The organism is Acidovorax sp. 69 (assembly GCF_002797445.1).
Lineage (GTDB): Bacteria > Pseudomonadota > Gammaproteobacteria > Burkholderiales > Burkholderiaceae_C > Acidovorax.
Genome location: NZ_PGEP01000001.1, coordinates 3327981 through 3347572 on the forward strand (window position 1 = coordinate 3327981; position 19592 = coordinate 3347572).

Below are 19592 nucleotides of genomic sequence, written 5' to 3' on the forward strand. Positions count from 1 at the left end.
CCGGCACAGACCAGGCAAGACATCCGGCGGTCACTCAACGCGGCTTGCGCGGTTGGATGCCCAAAGCTTCTTTGTTCTTGTTGATGCGGTCCTTCTTGCGCTGGTCCATCTTTTCCATGGCTTTGCGCTTGGTGTAGCCGGTGGAATCCGCCCACGCCCACCACAACGCGGTGGCGGCAAAAGGTGCCAACACCCACCACCACGACCATGTCGCCACGGGGCCGATCTCGAAATACTTCAGTGCCAGCATGAGAAGTGAAAGACCCAGCAAATACATCGCAATCTCCAGAAAACGCCGTGAAAGGCCTCATTGACAAGGGGCAAGGGCATGTCAACCCAAGTCACTACAATTCCATTAAAAGCACTGTAACTCAACCACAGGAATTTCCACCATGAAGCGTACCCTGATCACTCTTGCCATGACGCTGTCGGTTGCGGCACCCGCAATGGCCGACCTGGCCCTCGCAACCTCGAAAAACTGCATGGCATGCCATGCCGTAGACAAGAAACTGGTGGGGCCTGCGTACAAAGACGTCGCCGCCAAATATGCGGGCCAAAAAGATGCCGTGGACAAGCTGGCCGCCAAAATCGTCAAGGGCGGCTCCGGTGTCTGGGGCCCAGTTCCCATGCCCGCCAATGCACAGGTCAATGACGCTGAAGCCAAAAAACTGGCAGCCTGGGTCCTGACGCAGAAGTAATCCATCGCCGCCAACACCGTGGCCTGGAGGACAACCACTCCAGGGCCACCAGAAAAAAAGCCGCGCCACAGTCTGTGGCGCGGCTTTTTTTCTGGGCGACACCGGCTCCGGCGGTGCAGTGCCCAAAGCACATCCGCCCCCGCACAAAGCCTGCAGGGATTTACACCCTATGGCTGACAACTGGATTGTGGGTACGCAACTGTTGCTCCAGTTGCCCTACATAGGCGGCGGTGGTGTTGTCCGACTCTTCTGCCCGGGCGGCAAGGCGTGCCTCCAGGCTGTCCAAACGCGCAAGGACCGCCGAATGGGCCTGCCGGTGCTGGGCCTCCAGGAATGTGCGCAGCTCCGTGAAGCGTGAGGCCTCGGCCTTGTCAGCCAGTTCGCGCTGGGCCTGCAGCTCTCTCGTGTGACGGCGCGCTTCGAAAAGCACCGAACCCTGCAGCGACAGCACATACGCCACAAAGAAGATGCCCAACAGGGCAGTGAGTGCAAGCATCATCAGCCCCAGAGGCGCTTCAAAAGACACTAAGCCGAGCGATACGAGGGAAGGGGTTGTGAGCGCGGACCAGTTCAGTGCCGCCAGCGCGGCAATTGCCAGCACTGTCAAAAGAAGAACGATGGAACGCAAGTGCATGGGAAATCTCCGGTCAGCAGCGTCCGGCCAGGATGACCGGTCACGCAATGCTGCCGTTGTAACGCATGCAAGCGGGATCTCTCGCTGCTGGAGCGCTATTTCAGATCACGTCCTACAAGAGGTGCCGCCGACTCACAGGATCGCCCACTCACCGGAGAGGGTAACCCCGATGGCGAGCACCAAACGAATCACTGGGTTTGTAGACACACAGCGCTGCACCAGAAACGCAGCGAGAAGGCGCCGTGTGCACAGCGCCTTCTCGATCAGTTGGTTTCGGACAACTGATCCAGAATTGCCGGGTTCTCCAGCGTGCTCGTGTCCTGCGTGATGGCCTCACCCTTGGCGATGCTGCGCAGCAGGCGGCGCATAATCTTGCCGCTGCGTGTTTTGGGCAGGTTGTCGCCAAAGCGGATGTCCTTGGGCTTGGCAATCGGCCCGATTTCCTTGGCCACCCAGTTGCGCAGTTCGTTGGCGATCTGCTTGGCTTCTTCGCCGGTAGGGCGCGATCGCTTGAGCACCACAAACGCGCAGATGGCTTCGCCAGTCACATCGTCCGGGCGGCCCACCACGGCAGCCTCGGCCACCAGATCGGTCTTGGAGACCAGAGCGGATTCGATCTCCATCGTGCCCATGCGGTGGCCGGACACGTTCAGCACATCGTCGATGCGGCCCGTGATGCGGAAGTAGCCCCGGTCGGCACTGCGCACCGCACCATCACCCGCGAGGTAGTAGCCCTTGAGTTCCTCAGGGAAGTAGCTCTTTTTGAAGCGCTCTGGGTCGTTCCAGATGGTGCGGATCATGCTGGGCCAGGGGCGTTTGATGACCAGAATGCCGCCGGTGCCGTTGGGAATGTCGTTGCCCATTTCATCCACGATGGCAGCCGTGATACCGGGCAGCGGCAATGTGCAGCTACCGGGCACCAGCGGTGTGGCGCCGGGCAGCGGGGTGATGACATGGCCGCCTGTTTCGGTCTGCCAGAAGGTGTCCACGATGGGGCAACGCTCGCCGCCCACGTTCTTGTGGTACCACATCCAGGCTTCGGGGTTGATGGGCTCGCCCACGCTGCCCAGGATGCGCAGGCTCGTCAAGTTGGAGCGCGCGGGGTGCACGGCTGCATCAGCCTCTGCCGCCTTGATGAGCGAGCGAATGGCGGTGGGGGCGGTGTAGAAGATGGTGCATTGATGGCGCTCGATCATCTGCCAGAAGCGGCCCGCGTTGGGGAAGGTCGGAATGCCTTCAAAGATGATCTGGGTGGCGCCGGCCGCCAGCGGGCCGTAGGCCACGTAGGTGTGGCCCGTGATCCAGCCAATATCGGCCGTGCACCAGAAGACGTCGTCGGCCCGCAGGTCGAACGTCCAGTCCATGGTCATCTTGGCCCACAGCAGATAGCCGCCCGTGCTGTGCTGCACGCCTTTGGGTTTGCCAGTGGAGCCACTGGTGTAAAGGATGAACAGCGGGTGCTCGGCGCCCACGGCCACGGGCGCACATTCGGTGCTTTGTCCGGCCAGCGCCTCGGCAAAGGTCTTGTCGCGGCCTGCCACCATGTTGCAGGTGGTCGCGGTGCGCTGGTAGACAAACACGTTGCGCAGGGTGTCGCAGCCACCCATGGCCAGGGCTTCATCAATGATGGCCTTGAGGGGCAATTCCTTGCCTCCGCGCATCTGGTAGTTGGCGGTGATCACCGCCACGGCGCCCGCGTCGATGATGCGCTCATGCACGGCCTTGGCACTAAAGCCGCCAAACACCACGCTGTGGGTGGCGCCGATGCGGGCGCAGGCCTGCATGGCGATCACGCCCTCGATGGTCATGGGCATGTAGATCAGCACCCGGTCGCCCTTGGCCACGCCGTGGGCCTTGAGCGCGTTGGCAAACTGGCTCACGCGGGCCAGCAGCTCCTGGTAGGTCACGCGCGTCACCGTGCCATCGTCAGCCTCGAAGATGATGGCAGTCTTGTTCTCAGTGGGCGTGCCCATGTGGCGGTCCAGGCAGTTGGCGCTGGCATTGAGCTCACCATCATCAAACCACTGGAAAAACGGGGCATTGGACTCATCGAGCGTGCGCGTGAACGGCTTGGTCCATTGCAGGTTGCCACGCGCCTGGCGCGCCCAGAAGCCCTCGAAATCCTGCTCGGCCTCGGCACACAGAGCGTCATAACCGGCCATGCCGGACACGCGGGCTGCCTTGGTAATGGCGTCCGATGGGGGGAACACGCGGTTCTCGACCAGCACGGACTCAATGGCAGATGTGGGCGCACTCATGGTTTGTCTCCTGGATCTAATGAAATTTGCCGGTACTGTCGGGCGCAGCACTTACAGGCCACTGACTGGCACGAAGCTTACAGACTTGGCGACAGAACCGCGCACCCACCGCTCTGTGGACCCGGCTTGCAGCACCGCACCGCCGAATCCACCCACCCCGCCGCAGGGTTGTCATGCACGCCGCCTAAAATTGCGCCTCCCCAACCTTTTGCGCGCGACATGTCTTCCCCCAAACCCAACACTTCCGCGCCGCTGCGCCCCCTGCCTTCGATGATCTTTGCCAGCCGGTGGCTGCAACTGCCCCTGTACCTGGGCTTGATCCTGGCACAGGCGGTCTATGTGTTCCATTTCTGGGTGGAGCTGGTGCACCTGATCGAGGCCGCTTTTGGCAACACCGCAGCGTTGCAAAGCCTGGTATCGAGCATTGGCTACAAAAGCGATTTCCAGGTCACGGCGCTCAATGAAACCATCATCATGCTGGTGGTGCTGGCGCTGATCGACGTGGTGATGATCTCCAACCTGCTGATCATGGTGATCGTGGGCGGGTACGAGACCTTTGTCTCGCGCCTGCACCTCGAAGACCACCCCGACCAGCCTGAATGGCTGAGCCATGTGAACGCCTCGGTGCTCAAGGTCAAGCTGGCCACGGCCATCATCGGCATCAGCTCGATCCACCTGCTCAAGACCTTCATCAACGCCGCCAACTATGACCTCAAGGTGCTGATGTGGCAGACCATCATCCATGTGGTGTTCCTGCTCAGCGCATTGGCCATTGCGCTCACGGACCGGCTGATGTCGCACCCCGACAAGCATTGAGTCCCTGTGTACCGCGCTCCGGGGAGTCTGCCAGGCCGGCGGCCTACCCGTATGAAAATGCAGGTCAAAACCACCCGTAGCGCTTGATGAATATACGCAAACAGCTATCAATAGTGGAGCAGACCTCTCTTCATTGAGCGCGCCCCGCGCTCCCATATTTCTCCTCATTCGGGCGGCACAGTGCAGGCCATACCCACCCGAAGGAGAACCCCATGGACCCCATTTCAGCCCCGGCACTGGCAGCCAAGCCCCCCGCCAGCCGCCGCCTTGCACTCAGCGCCCTGGGCTCTCTGGGTCTAGCCAGCCTGCTGGGCTGCGGTGGGGGGAGTGACTCCACCAGCACCAGCGATGCCAGCACGGGGACGGGGACAGACACCGGTACAGGCACAGCAACCGGCACAGTGACCCCAACGGGAACAGGCGCCACAGCCACCTGCTCGGTCGCCCCCGAGGAAACCGCTGGCCCCTACCCCGCCGATGGCTCCACGGCCAGCAACAACACCTACAACGTGCTGGCGCTCAGCGGCATCGTGCGCTCTGACATCCGCAGCTCTATTGGCGCGTCCACCCCAGTCGGCGGCGTGCCGCTCACCATCACGATCACAATGACCAACACCCAGGCCAGTTGCGCTCCGCTGTCGGGGTACGCCATCTACCTGTGGCATTGCACGCAGGACGGCAACTACTCGGTCTATACGTCGAACAACATCGCCGACAACTACCTGCGGGGCGTGCAAGTCACGGACGCCAATGGCACCGTCACCTTCACCACCATCGTGCCCGGCTGCTACGCCGGCAGGATGCCCCACATGCACCTGGAGGTGTATCCCACGCTGACCTCGGCCACCAAGTCAGCCAACAAGGTCAAGACCACGCAGCTGGCCTTCCCCACCAACCTGCTCAGCAGCATCTATAGCAGCACTGCGGCCTACAGCGCCAGCGTGCGCAATCTGGCGGCCATGACCTTTGCCACCGACAACGTCTTCAGCGACGGCACCGACCTGGAAATGACCACCATGCAGGCCAACACAGGCGGTGGCTACGCCGCCAGCATCACGCTCTCGATCGCCGCCTGACCGCCCCGCCCTTCAACCTTTCAAGGCAATCCCCATGTCCCTGATCCGCACCCCTCTGGCCAGCCTTGTCCTCGTGACGCTAGGCGCCACCACCTTCACAGCCTGTGCCCAGCAGGAGCGCGGCGGCAACCCGCCCGCCCCACCGCCCGAGGCCTACGCCGTCTGCAAGGGCAAGACCGAAGGTGCCTCGGTCACCCTGACCATGCCGGACGGAAAAGCACTCCAGGGCACTTGCCGCACAATGGGCGGCACCCTGGTGGCCATGCCTGCCGGTGGGCCCGGCGGCCCTGGCGGCCCGCCCCCTGTCCACTGACACCCCATGCCCCTCGTCCCGTTGCCCCGTCTCACGCACCTCACACTGCACCGCAAGGCCTTTATGGCCCTGGCAGCACTGTTGGTGGCTCTGCTGCTGATCTTTGCGGGCTTCTCACGCCTGGGCCTGCAGCGGGGCCTGGGACCTTATGTGGCCGAGATCGAGCTGGCCCGCATGGACTGGCTGGCCGAGCGACTGCAGGCCCACCACACCCAGGCAGGCGGATGGGAGAGCCTGCGCAACCAGCCAATGCTATGGGGCCGGCTCACCCATCCCGGCGGCCCCCGCAGGCCCGCCAACCTGCGCGCAGATAGCGAGGCACCGCCGCCGGGCGACATGTCTCCAGAGGGCACCACAAAGTCCTCCCGCCAGGGCCTGCCCCCCGAGCCCGCAGGTGCCGCCAACGGCCCCTTCAACGGCGGCCCTGACAACAACCCACCGCCCCCGCCGCCCGACGGCCTGCGCGCTGACAACCGTGGCGGCTTTCCACCACCCCAGCGCCACCCTAACGACATCCACCCCCGCCTGGGCCTGGTGGATGCACAGGAGCACTTGGTGGTGGGCACAGCGCCCCAGCCTGGTGGCGCACGCCTGGCGTTGCGCGGGCTGGACGGGCAGACCATCGGCCACCTGGTGCTGGCGCCCCCACAGGGTGTGCGCAGCGAAGCCGACCAGGCCTTCCTGGCACAGCACCTGGGTTTTGTGGCGTGGACGGGCCTGGCCGGGCTGGCAATGGCACTGCTGCTGTCCGGCTGGCTGGCGCGGCGCTGGCTGGCACCGGTAGAGGCGCTGGCCACCGGTGCACGCGGTATCGCCGCAGGTCACCTGCACACCCGCGTCCCCGTGCAGGGCAACGACGAACTGGCCCAGCTGGCCCGCACCTTCAACACCATGGCCGAACAACTGAGCAGCATCGAGGCCTCGCGCCGACAGTGGCTGGGTGACGTGGCCCACGAGCTGCGCACCCCCTTGGCCGCCATGCGCGCCGAGATCGAGGCCGTACAGGACGGCATCCGCCCCTTTGATGACAAGACCGCGCTGCGCCTGCACCGGCAGGTGATGCGCCTCATCCAGCTGGTGGGCGACCTGCGCGCCAGCCTGGATGCGGTGGGCACCAGTGCGCCATCGGCCCAGGTGCCCGTGCACCCGCTGTCACTGCTGGCCGAGGCCTTGGCATCGATGCGCCCACGCCTGGCGCAGGCCACCCTGGCAGTGGACACCACAGGCCTGGACACCCTGGCCATGCGGTCACCCCCTCCCGTGGTGCGGGGCGATGCGCAGCAGTTGCACCAGGTATTCTTGAATTTGCTCGAAAACAGCCTGCGCTACACCGATGCGGGCGGCCTGCTGCGCATCACGGCGTGCGAAACGGCAGCACCTGGCGGCGGCTCACTGCTGCAGGTACAGCTGGACGACAGCGCCCCCGGTGTGCCTGCACATGAGTTGCCGCGCATTTTCGAGCGCCTGTACCGCGCCGAGACCTCACGCAACCGCGACCATGGCGGATCGGGCCTGGGCCTGGCCATCTGCCGTGCCATCGTGCTCGCGCATGGCGGCACCCTGACTGCCGAGGCGTCGCCCCTGGGCGGCCTGCGCATGACGCTGCAAATACCTCTTCTGGAGAACACTGAACCATGAGGGCATGCGCCAACAAGAAGGCAACGACCGTCGGCACCGTCTGGCAGGCCACTGGCTGGCCCCCTGTTTTGCACAAGTCATGAACATGAACCAACGCATCCTCGTCGTCGAAGACGAACCCGACATCGCCGCCATCGTGGTGGACTACCTGCGCCACGCGGGCTACGCCGTCGAGCACCAGGCCGAAGGCCGCGCAGCCCTCGCCAGCATCACCACCGCGCCGCCCGACCTGACGCTGCTGGACATCATGCTGCCCGGCATGGACGGCCTGGAAATCCTGCGCCAGGCGCGGCGCCACACGCAGCACCCCATCATCATGCTCACGGCCCGCGTGGAAGAGGTGGACCGCCTCATCGGCCTGGAGCTGGGCGCAGACGACTACATCTGCAAGCCGTTTTCGCCGCGCGAGGTGGTCGCCCGCGTCAAGGCTGTTCTGCGCCGTGCAGCGCCCGGCGCAGCCTCCCTGAATGGCCTGGCAACGGCACTGGTGCTGGACGAAGCCTTGTGGCAGGCCACGCTGCATGGCACGCCGCTGGGCCTCACGCGCCGCGAGTTCAAGCTACTGCAGGTGCTGGCGCGCCAGCGGGGGCGCATCTTCTCGCGCGCCCAATTGCTGGACCAGGCCTATGACGACACGCTGGACGTGAATGAACGCGCGATCGACAGCCACATCAAGAATCTGCGCAAGAAGCTCAAAGCAGCCAGTGGCGACGGCAGCGAATGGATTCGCTCGGTGTATGGCGTCGGCTTTTCGCTGGACCCGACAGCCGCAGGCTGGACCTAGGAAACGGGTGCATCCGCATCCACAGAGCAATCACCCGGGAAAATGCTTTCATTTTGATAGCTATCAGCGCTTATGCATCAAGCGCGATAGCCATTTTTCAATCAAACCCTGGCGCGCAGCCGTCCGCCAGCACCAGCCCCCTTTCGACTCACGTACCACGCCCCACCATCTGCGCGGGCACCACCCACTGGTCAAACTGCTCGCCCGTCACATGGCCCGAGGCCAGGGCCGCATCGCGCAGGCTGGTGCCTTCCTGGTGCGCCTTCTTGGCAATGAAGGCGGCTTTGTCGTAACCGATGTGGGGGTTGAGTGCCGTCACCAGCATCAGAGACTGCGCCACCAGGTCGCTGATGCGCGCCTGGTTGGGCTCTATGCCCACGGCGCAGTGTTCATTGAAGCTGGCCATGCCGTCAGCCAGCAGGCGCACGCTCTGCAAAAAGTTGTGAATCACCATGGGGCGGAACACGTTCAGCTCGAAGTTGCCCGACGCCCCGCCGATGTTGATGGCCACGTCGTTGCCCATCACCTGCGCGCACAGCATGGTCAGCGCCTCGCACTGCGTGGGGTTGACCTTGCCCGGCATGATGGACGACCCCGGCTCGTTCTCGGGAATGGTGATCTCGCCCAGGCCGCTGCGCGGGCCGCTGGCCAGCCAGCGCACGTCGTTGGCAATCTTCATCAGGCTGGCGGCCAGGGTCTTGAGTGCGCCATGGGCATGCACCAGCGCATCACAGCTGGCCAGGGCCTCGAACTTGTTGGGGGCGGTGACCAGCGGCAAGCCGGTCAGGTCGGCCAGCTCCTTGGCCACGGCCTTCGCGTAACCCGCAGGTGCATTGAGCCCGGTGCCCACGGCCGTGCCGCCCAGGGCCAGTTCGCCCAGGTGCGGCAGTGCGGCGCGCACATGCTGCTCGCCATGCTGCAGCTGCGCCACCCAGCCCGAGATCTCCTGGCCCAGCGTGAGGGGTGTTGCGTCCTGCAAATGTGTGCGGCCGATCTTCACGATGCCGCTAAACGCCTGCGCCTTGCCGGCCAACGTAGCGCGCAGGCCGTGCAAGGCTGGCAGCAGGCGGTGCATCAGCGCATCCACCGCTGCCAGGTGCATGGCCGTGGGGAACACGTCATTGCTCGACTGGCTCTTGTTCACCTCATCGTTGGGATGCACCAGGCGCGCCTCGCCGCGCGGGCCGCCCAGCAGCTCGCTCGCCCGGTTGGCCAGCACCTCGTTCATGTTCATGTTGGTCTGCGTGCCCGACCCGGTCTGCCAGACCACGAGCGGAAACTCCTGCAGATGGCCGCCGCCGATCACCTCGTCTGCCGCAGCGACAATGGCCGTGGTCTTGGCAGCATCGAGCAGACCCAGCGCGTTGTTGACATAGGCGCTGGCCCGCTTGACCTGGGCCAGCGCGCGGATCAGCTCTGGCGCCATGCGCTCGCCCGAAATGGCGAAGTGGTGCAGCGAGCGCTGCGTCTGCGCACCCCACAGGCGCTGGGCAGGCACGTCAATCGGCCCAAAAGTGTCTTTTTCGGTGCGGTAAGCGGTCGCTTCGGGTGTGGATGTCATCTCGGTGGAACCTTGCCGCTCGGTGAGCGAATGGGATGGGAATGAAACACCAGACCGCAGCATACCCACCGAAACCCCAAGTACGCCACTGCCGCTTGGCGCAGCCCCATCCCCCTGACAGGACCACGCAAGCCCAACGGGGGATAATTCGGGGTTCGCGTTTTTCCCTACAGACCCCACCTGCCATGACCACGACGACCATTCGCCAAGAAGACCTGATCGAATCCATTGCCGGCGCGCTGCAGTACATCAGCTACTACCACCCCAGCGACTACATCGCCCACCTGGCCCGCGCCTACGAGCGCGAAAAAAGCCCAGCGGCCAAGGACGCGATCGCACAGATCCTGACCAATAGCAAGATGAGCGCCACCGGCCAGCGCCCCATCTGCCAGGACACCGGCATCGTCAACGTCTTCCTGAAAGTGGGCATGGACGTGCGCTGGGAAGGTTTTTCAGGCAGTCTGGACGACGCCATCAATGAAGGCGTGCGCCGTGGCTACAACCACCCCGACAACACCCTGCGCGCCAGCGTGGTAGCCGACCCGCAGTTCGAACGCAAGAACACCAAGGACAACACCCCCGCCGTGATCTTCACCGAGATCGTGCCCGGCAACACCCTGGACATCACCGTGGCAGCCAAGGGCGGTGGCTCGGAGAACAAATCCAAGATGTACATGCTCAACCCCGGCGACAACGTGGTGGACTGGGTGCTCAAGACCGTGCCCACCATGGGCGCTGGCTGGTGCCCACCCGGCATGCTGGGCATCGGCATTGGCGGCACGGCGGAGAAGGCCGTGCTGATGGCCAAGGAAAGCCTGATGGACGACCTGGACATGTACGAACTGCAAGCCAAGGCCGAAGCCGCCAAGACCGGCGGCCCCGCCCTCGACAAGGTTGAAGCACTGCGCCTGGAACTGTTTGAAAAGGTCAATGCGCTGGGCATTGGCGCCCAAGGCCTGGGCGGCCTGACCACCGTGCTGGACGTGAAGATCAAGATGTACCCCACACACGCAGCCAGCAAGCCGATTGCGATGATCCCCAATTGCGCTGCCACACGCCACGCACACTTTGTGATGGACGGCTCGGGCCCCGTGTACCTCACGCCCCCCAGCCTGGACCTGTGGCCCAACGTGAACTGGACGCCCGACTACAACAAGAGCAAGAAGGTCAACCTCGACACGCTGACTCCGGCCGAAGTGGCCAGCTGGAAGCCCGGCGACACACTGCTGCTCAACGGCAAAATGCTGACCGGCCGCGATGCCGCGCACAAGCGCATCCAGGACATGCTCGCCAAGGGCGAGAAGCTGCCCGTGGACTTCACCAACCGCGTCATCTACTACGTGGGCCCTGTGGACCCCGTCAAGGGCGAGGCTGTGGGCCCTGCAGGCCCCACCACCGCGACACGCATGGACGGGTTCACCGAGATGATGCTGGCCCAGACCGGCCTGATCGCCATGGTGGGCAAGGCCGAGCGCGGCCCGGTCGCCATCGAGGCCATCAAGAAGCACCAGAGCGCCTACCTCATGGCCGTGGGTGGCGCCGCTTACCTGGTCTCCAAGGCCATCAAGACCGCCAAGGTCGTGGGCTTTGCCGACCTGGGCATGGAAGCCATCTATGAATTTGACGTGGTGGACATGCCCGTCACCGTGGCTGTGGATGCCGGCGGCACCAGTGCCCACATCACGGGGCCGGCCGAATGGCAAAAGCGCATTGCCACCGGTGAGTTCAAGGGTATCGGCGTCGCTGCCGCCTGATGCGCCTTTCGGCGACTGGAGGCGTTGTGCCCCTGTTCACACGCTTCCACTTCAATCCAACCGCCCTCGGGCGGTTTTTTTATTATCGTGATCTCGCGCAGCCCTTGGCGACCCCCTGAATTCGCACGCCAGGATGGATCCGGCCACTGCGCCCCGCAGCCAAGTAGCCGAGTAGCCAGGTAGCCCGACAATCCACCGGTCCTCCCGCGCAGCCCCGCCTCCCGCCTACAACCCGCGGGGGGCCCTGCGCCGATGCCGCGTCTTTCCTACAATCCAAGGTTTGTCCTACACGTGATTTCCTCGATGCCGCTGGCCTCTTCTCCTATCGGTGTGTTTGACAGCGGTGTCGGTGGCCTGAGCGTGCTGCGCGCGCTGCTCGTCGCCATGCCCAACGAACGCTTCGTTTACCTGGCCGACAGCGCCAACGCGCCGTATGGCGAGCGCGGCGATGCTTTTGTGGCCACCCGTACCCACGCCATCACCCAGTACCTGTGCGAGCAGCACCATATCAAGGCGCTGGTGGTGGCCTGCAATACTGCCACGGCAGCTGCTATCCATGAGGTGCGCAGCAGCCACCCCGAACTGCCCCTGGTTGGCTTGGAGCCCGCGATCAAGCCCGCCTTGGCGGTGACAAAAACAGGGCACGTGGGCGTGATCGGAACTCGGGGCACGCTCACCAGCACCAAATTCGGCAAGCTGATGACATCCTTGGCCGACCAGGCCCACTTTGTGGTGCAGCCCTGCGACGGCCTGGCCCATGCCATCGAACGCAGCGTGGCACAGCCCGAGCCGCGCCCCGGCAATTCACTTAGCGCGACCGAGACAGGGGCACTGTGCGAACGCTATATCCATGCCATGGGCGAATTCGGCACAGCACACGGTCAGATGGACACGCTGGTGCTGGGGTGCACCCACTACATCTTCGTCGCCCACGAACTGAGGGCCCTTGTAGGACCGGACGTGCGGCTCATTGAAACCGGGGAGCCCGTAGCCCGACAGACCAAACGATTGCTGGAAGCAGCGGGTTTTCTCAACCAGAGCCCCCCCAAAAAGCACCACGGCGAGGCCCCGTCTGCTGCAAACCAGACGGCGCCCGAATCAGCCCCTTCCATCCGGCTGTTGACGACCGGCCCGGTGGCGATGCTGGAGGCTGCCGCACAACGGTGGCTGAATCTGCCGGCCAATTGCTGCGAAACCGTGTCGGTGCCCTGAATTTCATTCAAAAGCTACCGCCGCGCTTCATCCATCTACCTCAATAGCTATCTCATCAATAGCAAATAAGCAGGTGAACCGTGCGCCCCTCATGCAGGGGCGGTGCCCCACAGCCGCTGCCCCGTATGGTCCACATGCGTGAGATACAGCCGCAAATCGAACTCGTACTGGTGGTACTCCGGCTCCATGTGCGTACACAGCTGGTAGAAGGTCTTGTCGTGGTCTTTCTCGCGCAGGTGAGCCAGTTCGTGGACCACGATCATGCGCAGAAACTCATCCGGCGCCTGCTTGAACATCGACGCGATGCGAATCTCATGCTTGGCAGCCAATCTGCTGCCTTGCACACGCGAGACCGACGTGTGCAACCCCAAGGCGTGCCGCACCACATGGATCTTGTTGTCGAAAAGAACTTTGTTGACCGTGCCTGCATTCCGTAGGTAACGCGCCTTGAGCTCCTGTGCGTAGTCGTACAGCGCCTTGTCACTGCGCACAGCATGGGCCTGAGGGTACTTGCGCTGCAGCACCGCCCCCAATTGTCCTTGCACCAGCAGATCGCGCGCCTGGTCTTGCAAGGATGCTGGATAGGAACGCAGGTACGTGAGATCGGATGTCATGGGCGTGACGAATTGCTTGCGGGGAATCACAGAACTGCGCAGGAGGCCCACCGAGCCAGGGCACTCGGTCCTGGGCGGAACAACAGGCTGCCGTGATGCCTATGGGAGCGCGCCAGTGACAGCAACAACAGCTACTCCGGCAATACGGAGGCCGAAGGCCGTCATCTCATCAATGAAGGTGCCGTGGGCGACGGCCACCGCCCCCCCATGGCCGCTCCCGGAGCCACCGGGGCCACGCGGGGGCTTGCCGATCTCCAGTGAATTCACCAAAGCGTCAAAGCGCAGGCCGAACAGCTTGTCTATCTCCGCGACCACACCACCCAGCTCGGCACCATCAAAGTGGCGCTCCATCATGTTCACGACATCCTGCACCAGCAAATCACGCTGCACTTGCATGATGGCGGCCGGGGTGGGGCCCACGAACAGCATGACAAAGTCGTCGCGCGACTCCGCACCCTGATCTTCTTCTTCCTCATCAAAGTCAGCGTCATAGAAGGTGACTTCAATGGCGGCACCCAGCTCAGCCAACTCGTTGAGGCTCATGCACATCTCATCGAGCGACTGCCGGAAATCCTCATCACCCCGCACTGTCCAGCACATCTGCAGCAAGTGCTCCTGCGCGTCAAATTTGATACCGGGCTCTTCCTCGTAGGCACTGGCGGCGCCATCGGCCAGCGAACGGGCTCCAGCGTACTTCCACAGGGGTTTGAGCGCGTCCTGAAGCTGGTCGAAGCTCGCATCGGAGCGCAGCTGGACCTGTCCGTGAACGTGGATTTCGAAGGGAGCGTTGTAACTTGACATGATTGAATCGTAGTGGTGCCCCGAGCCGGGGTCGAACCGGCACGCCCCTTTTCAGGAAAGCGGCGGATTTTAAGTCCGCAGTGTCTACCAATTTCACCATCGGGGCGCCGGCTGCTGAGCGCACACCTGCGTTGCAGCGTAACCCGGGCAGCGCATGCGCGCAATGCCCTGTCGCATCTCTGGTCACAGGCCGCAGTTTGGAAATCTGCGCACTCTGCACCGCCAAGAAAAAAGGGAAGCCGAAGCTTCCCTTACAAATATGGAGCGGGAAAAGAGTCTCGAACTCTCGACCTCAACCTTGGCAAGGTTGCGCTCTACCAACTGAGCTATTCCCGCATTTTGCGCTTCGCTCGATTTACATCAACACAAAGCAGCAAGCCTCAAATTATATCGCTATTTTTTGGCACTATTCGATTGCAGCCCAAAAAATTTAACCAATCACTATCTACCCATCCATCTACGATCTCTGTCAAAGCACTGGCATCGACACCCTGTGACATCAACGGAACAAACCGTGTCTGGAGGCGCGGTCCGGAGTCGAACCGGACTAACCGGATTTGCAATCCGGGGCATAACCGCTTTGCTACCGCGCCAGGAATCCACATTCCTTTGACAAAAAAGGGAAGCAATTGCTTCCCTTTTTTTGGAAATTGGAGCGGGAAAAGAGTCTCGAACTCTCGACCTCAACCTTGGCAAGGTTGCGCTCTACCAACTGAGCTATTCCCGCATTTATCGAAGCCTTACATTCTACAACGTTTGCTGCGATGGAGTGAATTGTAGCGCACTTTTTGGGGCTCCCCCAAAAAAATTGCGTCAATGTTTCAAACCATCGGCAGCAGTTGATGAAACGGCCGCTTTTTCTGCCGGAGCAGCGGCCACCACTGCCACATCGTCGTCCGTCAGCGGCACAGGTTTGCTTTCCAGGGCCACCTCCAGCACCTTGTCGATCCAGCGCACGGGTACGATTTCCAGGCCGCTCTTCACGTTGTCCGGTATCTCGGCGAGATCCTTGACGTTTTCTTCTGGAATCAGCACGGTCTTGATGCCACCGCGCAAGGCCGCCAGCAGCTTCTCCTTGAGTCCGCCAATGGCCGTGACTTCGCCACGCAGCGTGATCTCACCCGTCATGGCCACATCGCCACGCACAGGGATGCCCGTAAGAGCCGAAACAAACGCCGTGGTCATCGCTGCACCAGCACTCGGACCATCCTTGGGCGTGGCACCGTCTGGTACGTGGATGTGGATGTCGCGCTTCTCGAAGGCTTCATCCTTGATTCCCAGCAAACGAGCGCGGCTGCGCACCACCGTGCGTGCAGCCTCCACTGACTCCTTCATCACGTCGCCCAGCGAGCCAGTGCGGGTGATCACGCCCTTGCCGGGCATGATGGCCGCCTCGATGGTCAGTAGATCTCCACCCACCTCGGTCCAAGCCAAGCCCACCACCTGCCCCACCTGATTTTGCAATTCAGCACGGCCATAGGTGTATTTGCGCACGCCCAGGAAGTCCGGCAGGTTGTCGGCGGTCACAATCACCTGCGGCTCCAGCTTTTTCAGCTGCAGGCCCTTGACCACCTTGCGGCAGATCTTGGACAGCTCCCGCTCCAGCGAACGCACGCCGGCTTCGCGGGTGTAATAGCGCACCATGTCGCGCACGGCGGGCTCGGTGATCAGCAGCTCTTCGTCCTTCACGCCATTGTTCTTGAGCTGCTTGGGCAGCAGGTATTTCATGGCGATGCTGGTCTTCTCGTCCTCGGTGTAACCCGACAGACGAATCACTTCCATGCGGTCCAGCAGCGCAGGGGGAATGTTCATCGAATTCGACGTGGCGACAAACATCACATCGGAGAGGTCGAAGTCCACCTCGACATAGTGGTCGCCAAAAGTGTGGTTCTGCTCGGGGTCCAGCACCTCCAGGAGCGCGCTCGACGGGTCGCCACGGAAGTCGGTCCCCAGCTTGTCGATCTCGTCCAGCAGGAACAGCGGATTGCGCGTGCCTACCTTCGAGAGGCTCTGTAGCACCTTGCCCGGCAATGCACCGATGTATGTGCGACGGTGCCCGCGGATCTCGGCCTCGTCGCGCATGCCACCCAGGGCCATGCGCACGTACTTGCGGCCGGTCGCCTTGGCGATCGACTGACCCAGCGAGGTTTTGCCCACGCCAGGAGGTCCTACCAGGCACAGGATGGGCGCCTTGACCTTGTCTACGCGCTGTTGCACCGCAAGGTACTCAAGAATGCGGTCCTTGACCTTGTCCAGGCCAAAGTGGTCCTCGTTGAGCACGCCTTCGGCATTGACAAGGTCATGCTTGATCTTGGTCTTTTTGCTCCAGGGCAGATTCGTGAGGACATCGATGTAGGTGCGCACCACGGTGGCCTCTGCCGACATCGGCGACATCAGCTTGAGCTTCTTGAGCTCAGCGTCTGCCTTTTTGCGGGCCTCGGCGGACATTTTCGCGAGCTTGATCTTTTTCTCGATCTCTTCGATGTCGGCGCCTTCATCACCCTCGCCCAATTCCTTCTGGATCGCCTTGACCTGCTCATTCAGATAGAAGTCGCGCTGGTTCTTTTCCATCTGACGCTTAACGCGACCACGGATTTTCTTATCGACATTCAGGATATCGACTTCCCGGTCGAGTTGCTCAAACAGGTTTTCGAGGCGGGCTTTTACATCCGACAAATCCAGCACGACCTGCTTATTCTCCAGCTTGAGCGGCAGGTGGGCCGCGATGGTGTCGGCCAGACGGCCAGGATCGTCGATGCTGGAAATCGAGGTGAGGATCTCTGGCGGGATCTTCTTGTTGAGTTTGACGTACTGGTCAAACTGCTGCATCACCGCACGCCGCAGGGCCTCGATCTCGCTGGGCTTGTTGGCTTCTGGCACAGCTTCGACTGGCGTCACGGTGGCCATGAAATGGGTCTCCGTGTCATCGATGGAAGACACCAGAGCGCGCTGCTGGCCCTCGACCAACACCTTCACCGTGCCGTCGGGCAGCTTGAGCATCTGCAGGATCGTGGAGACGCACCCGACGTCGAACATGTCCGACACCGACGGTTCATCTTTGGCGGCAGCTTTCTGGGCGACCAGCATGATGCGGCGGTCGGCCTCCATAGCCATCTCAAGGGCCTTGATGCTCTTGGGACGACCCACGAAAAGCGGGATGACCATGTGAGGAAACACGACGACGTCGCGCAACGGCAACAGCGGCAGGTCAATGGGGGTGGCTGGCAGGGGGGTATGTCCGGACATGGAAATCCTCAAAGTACTCTGTGGAAGTGGGTCCACATGTGGGGATTTTCAACCCTTGCGCGCAGCCGTACTGCTGCAAGGGTTGATGGTTCAATGGGCGGCATCAAGGCGCCCGCCCCGGGCATTTCAGGCCTTCTTGGCCGCTTCGCGGTAAACGAGCAGCGGTGGCTTGTTTTCTTCGATGGTGGACTCGTCCACCACTACCTTTTCAACGTTGCTGGTGTTGGGCAAATCAAACATGGTGCCGATCAGCGATTGCTCCAGGATGGAACGCAGGCCACGGGCGCCTGTCTTGCGAGCCAACGCCTTGCGGGCAATGGCCTTCAAGGCCGCCGGACGGATTTCCAGGTCCACACCTTCCATGGCCAAGAGCTTGCTGTACTGCTTGACCAGCGCATTCTTGGGTTCTGTCAGGATTTCAACCAAGGCGTCCTCGCTCAATTCAGCCAGCGCTGTCACCACGGGCATGCGGCCCACCAGCTCGGGAATCAGGCCGAATTTGATCAGGTCTTCGGGCTCAATCTCGGTGAATACCTCGGTCAGCGAACGCTGTTTCTTGCTCTTGACCGATGCACCAAAGCCAATACCCGATGCCTCGGTTCGGTTCTCAATGACCTTCTCCAACCCGGCGAAGGCACCGCCACAGATGAACAGGATGTTGGTCGTGTCGATCTGCAGGAAGTCCTGGTTCGGATGCTTGCGCCCCCCCTGAGGTGGCACGCTGGCCATGGTGCCTTCGATCAGCTTGAGCAACGCTTGCTGCACGCCTTCACCCGACACGTCGCGCGTGATGCTGGGGTTGTCAGACTTGCGCGAGATTTTGTCGATCTCGTCGATATAGACGATGCCGCGCTGGGCGCGCTCGACCTCATAGTTGCAACTTTGCAGAAGCTTCTGGACGATGTTTTCCACGTCCTCACCGACGTAGCCGGCTTCGGTCAGCGTGGTGGCATCGGCCATCACAAAGGGCACATCCAGCATGCGGGCCAAAGTCTGGGCCAGCAGGGTCTTGCCCGAACCCGTGGGGCCGATCAGCAAGATATTGCTCTTGGACAGCTCTACGTCGTCCTTGTGGGCCTTGTCCTTGTGGCGCAGACGCTTGTAGTGGTTGTACACCGCCACTGCCAGCGTGCGCTTGGCCACGTCCTGGCCAATCACATAGTTGTCGAGGTTGGTCTTGATCTCCACCGGGGTGGGCAGGTCGCTGCGGCCTTCACGCGCCAGATCACCAGCGGGAAGTTCATCGCGAATGATCTCGTTGCACAGGTCAATGCACTCGTCGCAGATAAAGACCGACGGACCGGCGATCAGCTTCTTCACTTCATGCTGGCTTTTGCCGCAAAAAGAGCAGTAAAGGGTTTTTTCGCTGGAAGAGCCTTTTTTCTCGGCCATGGGGGCAATGCCTTGCTTGTTACGGAAAGTTGTCGGGATGATAACCAAATAAAAAACGGCGTCTTCCACGCAGGAAAACGCCGCTGTGTGCGCTTTTGGCTATCAGGCGCGCTTGCTGATCACCTGATCGACCAAACCATATTCCTTGGCTTCGTCGGCCGACAGGAAATAGTCGCGTTCGGTGTCGCGCTGGATCTTCTCCAGCGACTGACCCGTGCGCTCGGCCAGGATGTTGTTGAGCTGCTCGCGGGTCTTGAGTATCTCGCGGGCATGGATCTCAATCTCGGTCGCCTGGCCCTGCATGCCACCCAAAGGCTGATGGATCATGACTTTGGAATTGGGCAGCGCAAAACGCTTGCCCTTGGCACCGGCCGCCAAAAGGAAGGCCCCCATGCTGGCAGCCATGCCAGTGCACAGGGTCGACACATCAGGTTTGATGAAGTTCATGGTGTCAAAGATCGCCATGCCAGCACTGACGGAGCCGCCTGGGGAGTTGATATAGAACGAAATGTCCTTATCGGGGTTTTCGCTCTCCAGGAACAGCAGCTGCGCCACCACGAGATTGGCGGTCTGGTCATTGACCGGACCGACCAGAAAAATCACGCGCTCCTTGAGCAGGCGCGAGTAAATATCGTAGGACCGCTCGCCACGGCCCGACTGCTCGATGACCATGGGGACCATGCCCAGGCCTTGTGTTTCCAATGCGCTCATGTTTTCTCCAGTCAAGCAGGTACTGTACCCAGAAATGAATTGGGGCTTGTGCTCGAAAGCACAAGCCCCTGGTATGCACCGTCA

At 62.1% G+C, this 19592-nt stretch carries 16 protein-coding genes, 4 tRNA genes and 1 pseudogene; 8 read left to right on the top strand and 13 right to left on the bottom strand.

Translation table 11 applies throughout. The features are described 5' to 3' along the window. Nucleotides 1-34: 34 nt before the first annotated feature. On the bottom strand, nt 35-277 hold the full coding sequence (locus CLU85_RS15220; RefSeq protein ID WP_100410999.1) for a TIGR04438 family Trp-rich protein: 243 nt from the start codon (nt 275-277) through the stop codon (nt 35-37). Between the two features lie 115 nt (nt 278-392). Here CLU85_RS15220 and CLU85_RS15225 point away from each other — a divergent pair, with 115 nt between their 5' ends. Further along, nucleotides 393-698, top strand: a complete 306-nt coding sequence (locus tag CLU85_RS15225) for a c-type cytochrome (protein WP_100411000.1) — start codon at nt 393-395, stop codon at nt 696-698. 160 nt (nt 699-858) lie between these two features. Here the strand turns inward: CLU85_RS15225 and CLU85_RS15230 are convergent, their stop codons facing one another. Together CLU85_RS15230 and acs are read right to left on the bottom strand one after the other, a co-directional pair. Beyond that, on the bottom strand, nt 859-1332 hold the full coding sequence (locus CLU85_RS15230) for a Signal transduction histidine kinase (protein ID WP_100411001.1): 474 nt from the start codon (nt 1330-1332) through the stop codon (nt 859-861). 263 nt (nt 1333-1595) lie between these two features. Beyond that, entirely contained in the window at nt 1596-3590 is a 1995-nt protein-coding gene (acs, locus tag CLU85_RS15235) for an acetate--CoA ligase (RefSeq protein WP_100411002.1), read from the bottom strand. A 219-nt stretch (nt 3591-3809) separates the two neighbouring features. Here acs and CLU85_RS15240 point away from each other — a divergent pair, with 219 nt between their 5' ends. The 5 genes from CLU85_RS15240 to CLU85_RS15260 all read left to right on the top strand — a co-directional run bounded on the left by CLU85_RS15240 (nt 3810) and on the right by CLU85_RS15260 (nt 8217). Next, nucleotides 3810-4406, top strand: a complete 597-nt coding sequence (locus tag CLU85_RS15240; RefSeq protein ID WP_100411003.1) for a TIGR00645 family protein — start codon at nt 3810-3812, stop codon at nt 4404-4406. Between the two features lie 212 nt (nt 4407-4618). Beyond that, nucleotides 4619-5482 carry an intradiol ring-cleavage dioxygenase gene (locus CLU85_RS15245; RefSeq protein WP_100411004.1) on the top strand — a complete coding sequence of 288 codons (864 nt, stop codon included), beginning with the start codon at nt 4619-4621 and terminating at the stop codon, nt 5480-5482. A 34-nt stretch (nt 5483-5516) separates the two neighbouring features. Continuing rightward, the gene (locus CLU85_RS15250) at nt 5517-5795 is read left to right on the top strand and encodes a hypothetical protein (protein WP_100411005.1); all 279 of its coding nucleotides are present in this window, start codon (nt 5517-5519) and stop codon (nt 5793-5795) included. Between the two features lie 6 nt (nt 5796-5801). After that, nucleotides 5802-7433: an ATP-binding protein gene (locus tag CLU85_RS15255; RefSeq protein ID WP_100411006.1), complete on the top strand. Its 1632-nt coding sequence runs from the start codon at nt 5802-5804 to the stop codon at nt 7431-7433. Nucleotides 7434-7512: 79 nt separating this feature from the next. Further along, a complete protein-coding gene (locus CLU85_RS15260; RefSeq protein ID WP_369858318.1) occupies nt 7513-8217 on the top strand; it encodes a response regulator in 705 nt (234 codons plus the stop codon). Between the two features lie 148 nt (nt 8218-8365). Here the strand turns inward: CLU85_RS15260 and fumC are convergent, their stop codons facing one another. Further along, nucleotides 8366-9778, bottom strand: coding sequence for a class II fumarate hydratase (gene fumC / locus CLU85_RS15265; RefSeq protein WP_100411007.1), 1413 nt, complete (start codon nt 9776-9778; stop codon nt 8366-8368). 185 nt (nt 9779-9963) lie between these two features. On the opposite strand from fumC, the gene CLU85_RS15270 reads away from it, so the two are divergent. After that, nucleotides 9964-11532 (top strand): fumarate hydratase, encoded by a 1569-nt coding sequence (locus tag CLU85_RS15270; RefSeq protein WP_100411008.1) that lies wholly within the window; start codon nt 9964-9966, stop codon nt 11530-11532. Between the two features lie 303 nt (nt 11533-11835). Then, the gene (gene murI / locus CLU85_RS15275) at nt 11836-12744 is read left to right on the top strand and encodes a glutamate racemase (RefSeq protein ID WP_100411009.1); all 909 of its coding nucleotides are present in this window, start codon (nt 11836-11838) and stop codon (nt 12742-12744) included. Between the two features lie 89 nt (nt 12745-12833). Here the strand turns inward: murI and CLU85_RS15280 are convergent, their stop codons facing one another. From CLU85_RS15280 to clpP, 9 genes and pseudogenes are all read right to left on the bottom strand, one after another. Next, nucleotides 12834-13358: a M48 family metallopeptidase gene (locus CLU85_RS15280; RefSeq protein WP_100412577.1), complete on the bottom strand. Its 525-nt coding sequence runs from the start codon at nt 13356-13358 to the stop codon at nt 12834-12836. Nucleotides 13359-13527: 169 nt separating this feature from the next. Next, nucleotides 13528-14159: pseudogene (locus tag CLU85_RS15285) on the bottom strand (DUF6806 family protein). A gap of 13 nt (nt 14160-14172) precedes the next feature. Beyond that, nucleotides 14173-14265, bottom strand: a tRNA-Leu gene (locus tag CLU85_RS15290). A 154-nt stretch (nt 14266-14419) separates the two neighbouring features. Further along, a tRNA-Gly gene (locus tag CLU85_RS15295) sits at nt 14420-14495 on the bottom strand. Nucleotides 14496-14678: 183 nt separating this feature from the next. Beyond that, nucleotides 14679-14752, bottom strand: a tRNA-Cys gene (locus tag CLU85_RS15300). A gap of 58 nt (nt 14753-14810) precedes the next feature. Further along, nucleotides 14811-14886 (bottom strand) — tRNA-Gly (locus CLU85_RS15305). 86 nt (nt 14887-14972) lie between these two features. Next, nucleotides 14973-17405 (bottom strand): endopeptidase La, encoded by a 2433-nt coding sequence (lon, locus tag CLU85_RS15310; protein ID WP_100411010.1) that lies wholly within the window; start codon nt 17403-17405, stop codon nt 14973-14975. Nucleotides 17406-17531: 126 nt separating this feature from the next. Continuing rightward, nucleotides 17532-18797 carry an ATP-dependent Clp protease ATP-binding subunit ClpX gene (gene clpX / locus CLU85_RS15315; protein ID WP_100411011.1) on the bottom strand — a complete coding sequence of 422 codons (1266 nt, stop codon included), beginning with the start codon at nt 18795-18797 and terminating at the stop codon, nt 17532-17534. 102 nt (nt 18798-18899) lie between these two features. Further along, nucleotides 18900-19508 (bottom strand): ATP-dependent Clp endopeptidase proteolytic subunit ClpP, encoded by a 609-nt coding sequence (clpP, locus tag CLU85_RS15320; RefSeq protein WP_100411012.1) that lies wholly within the window; start codon nt 19506-19508, stop codon nt 18900-18902. Nucleotides 19509-19592: the final 84 nt, after the last annotated feature.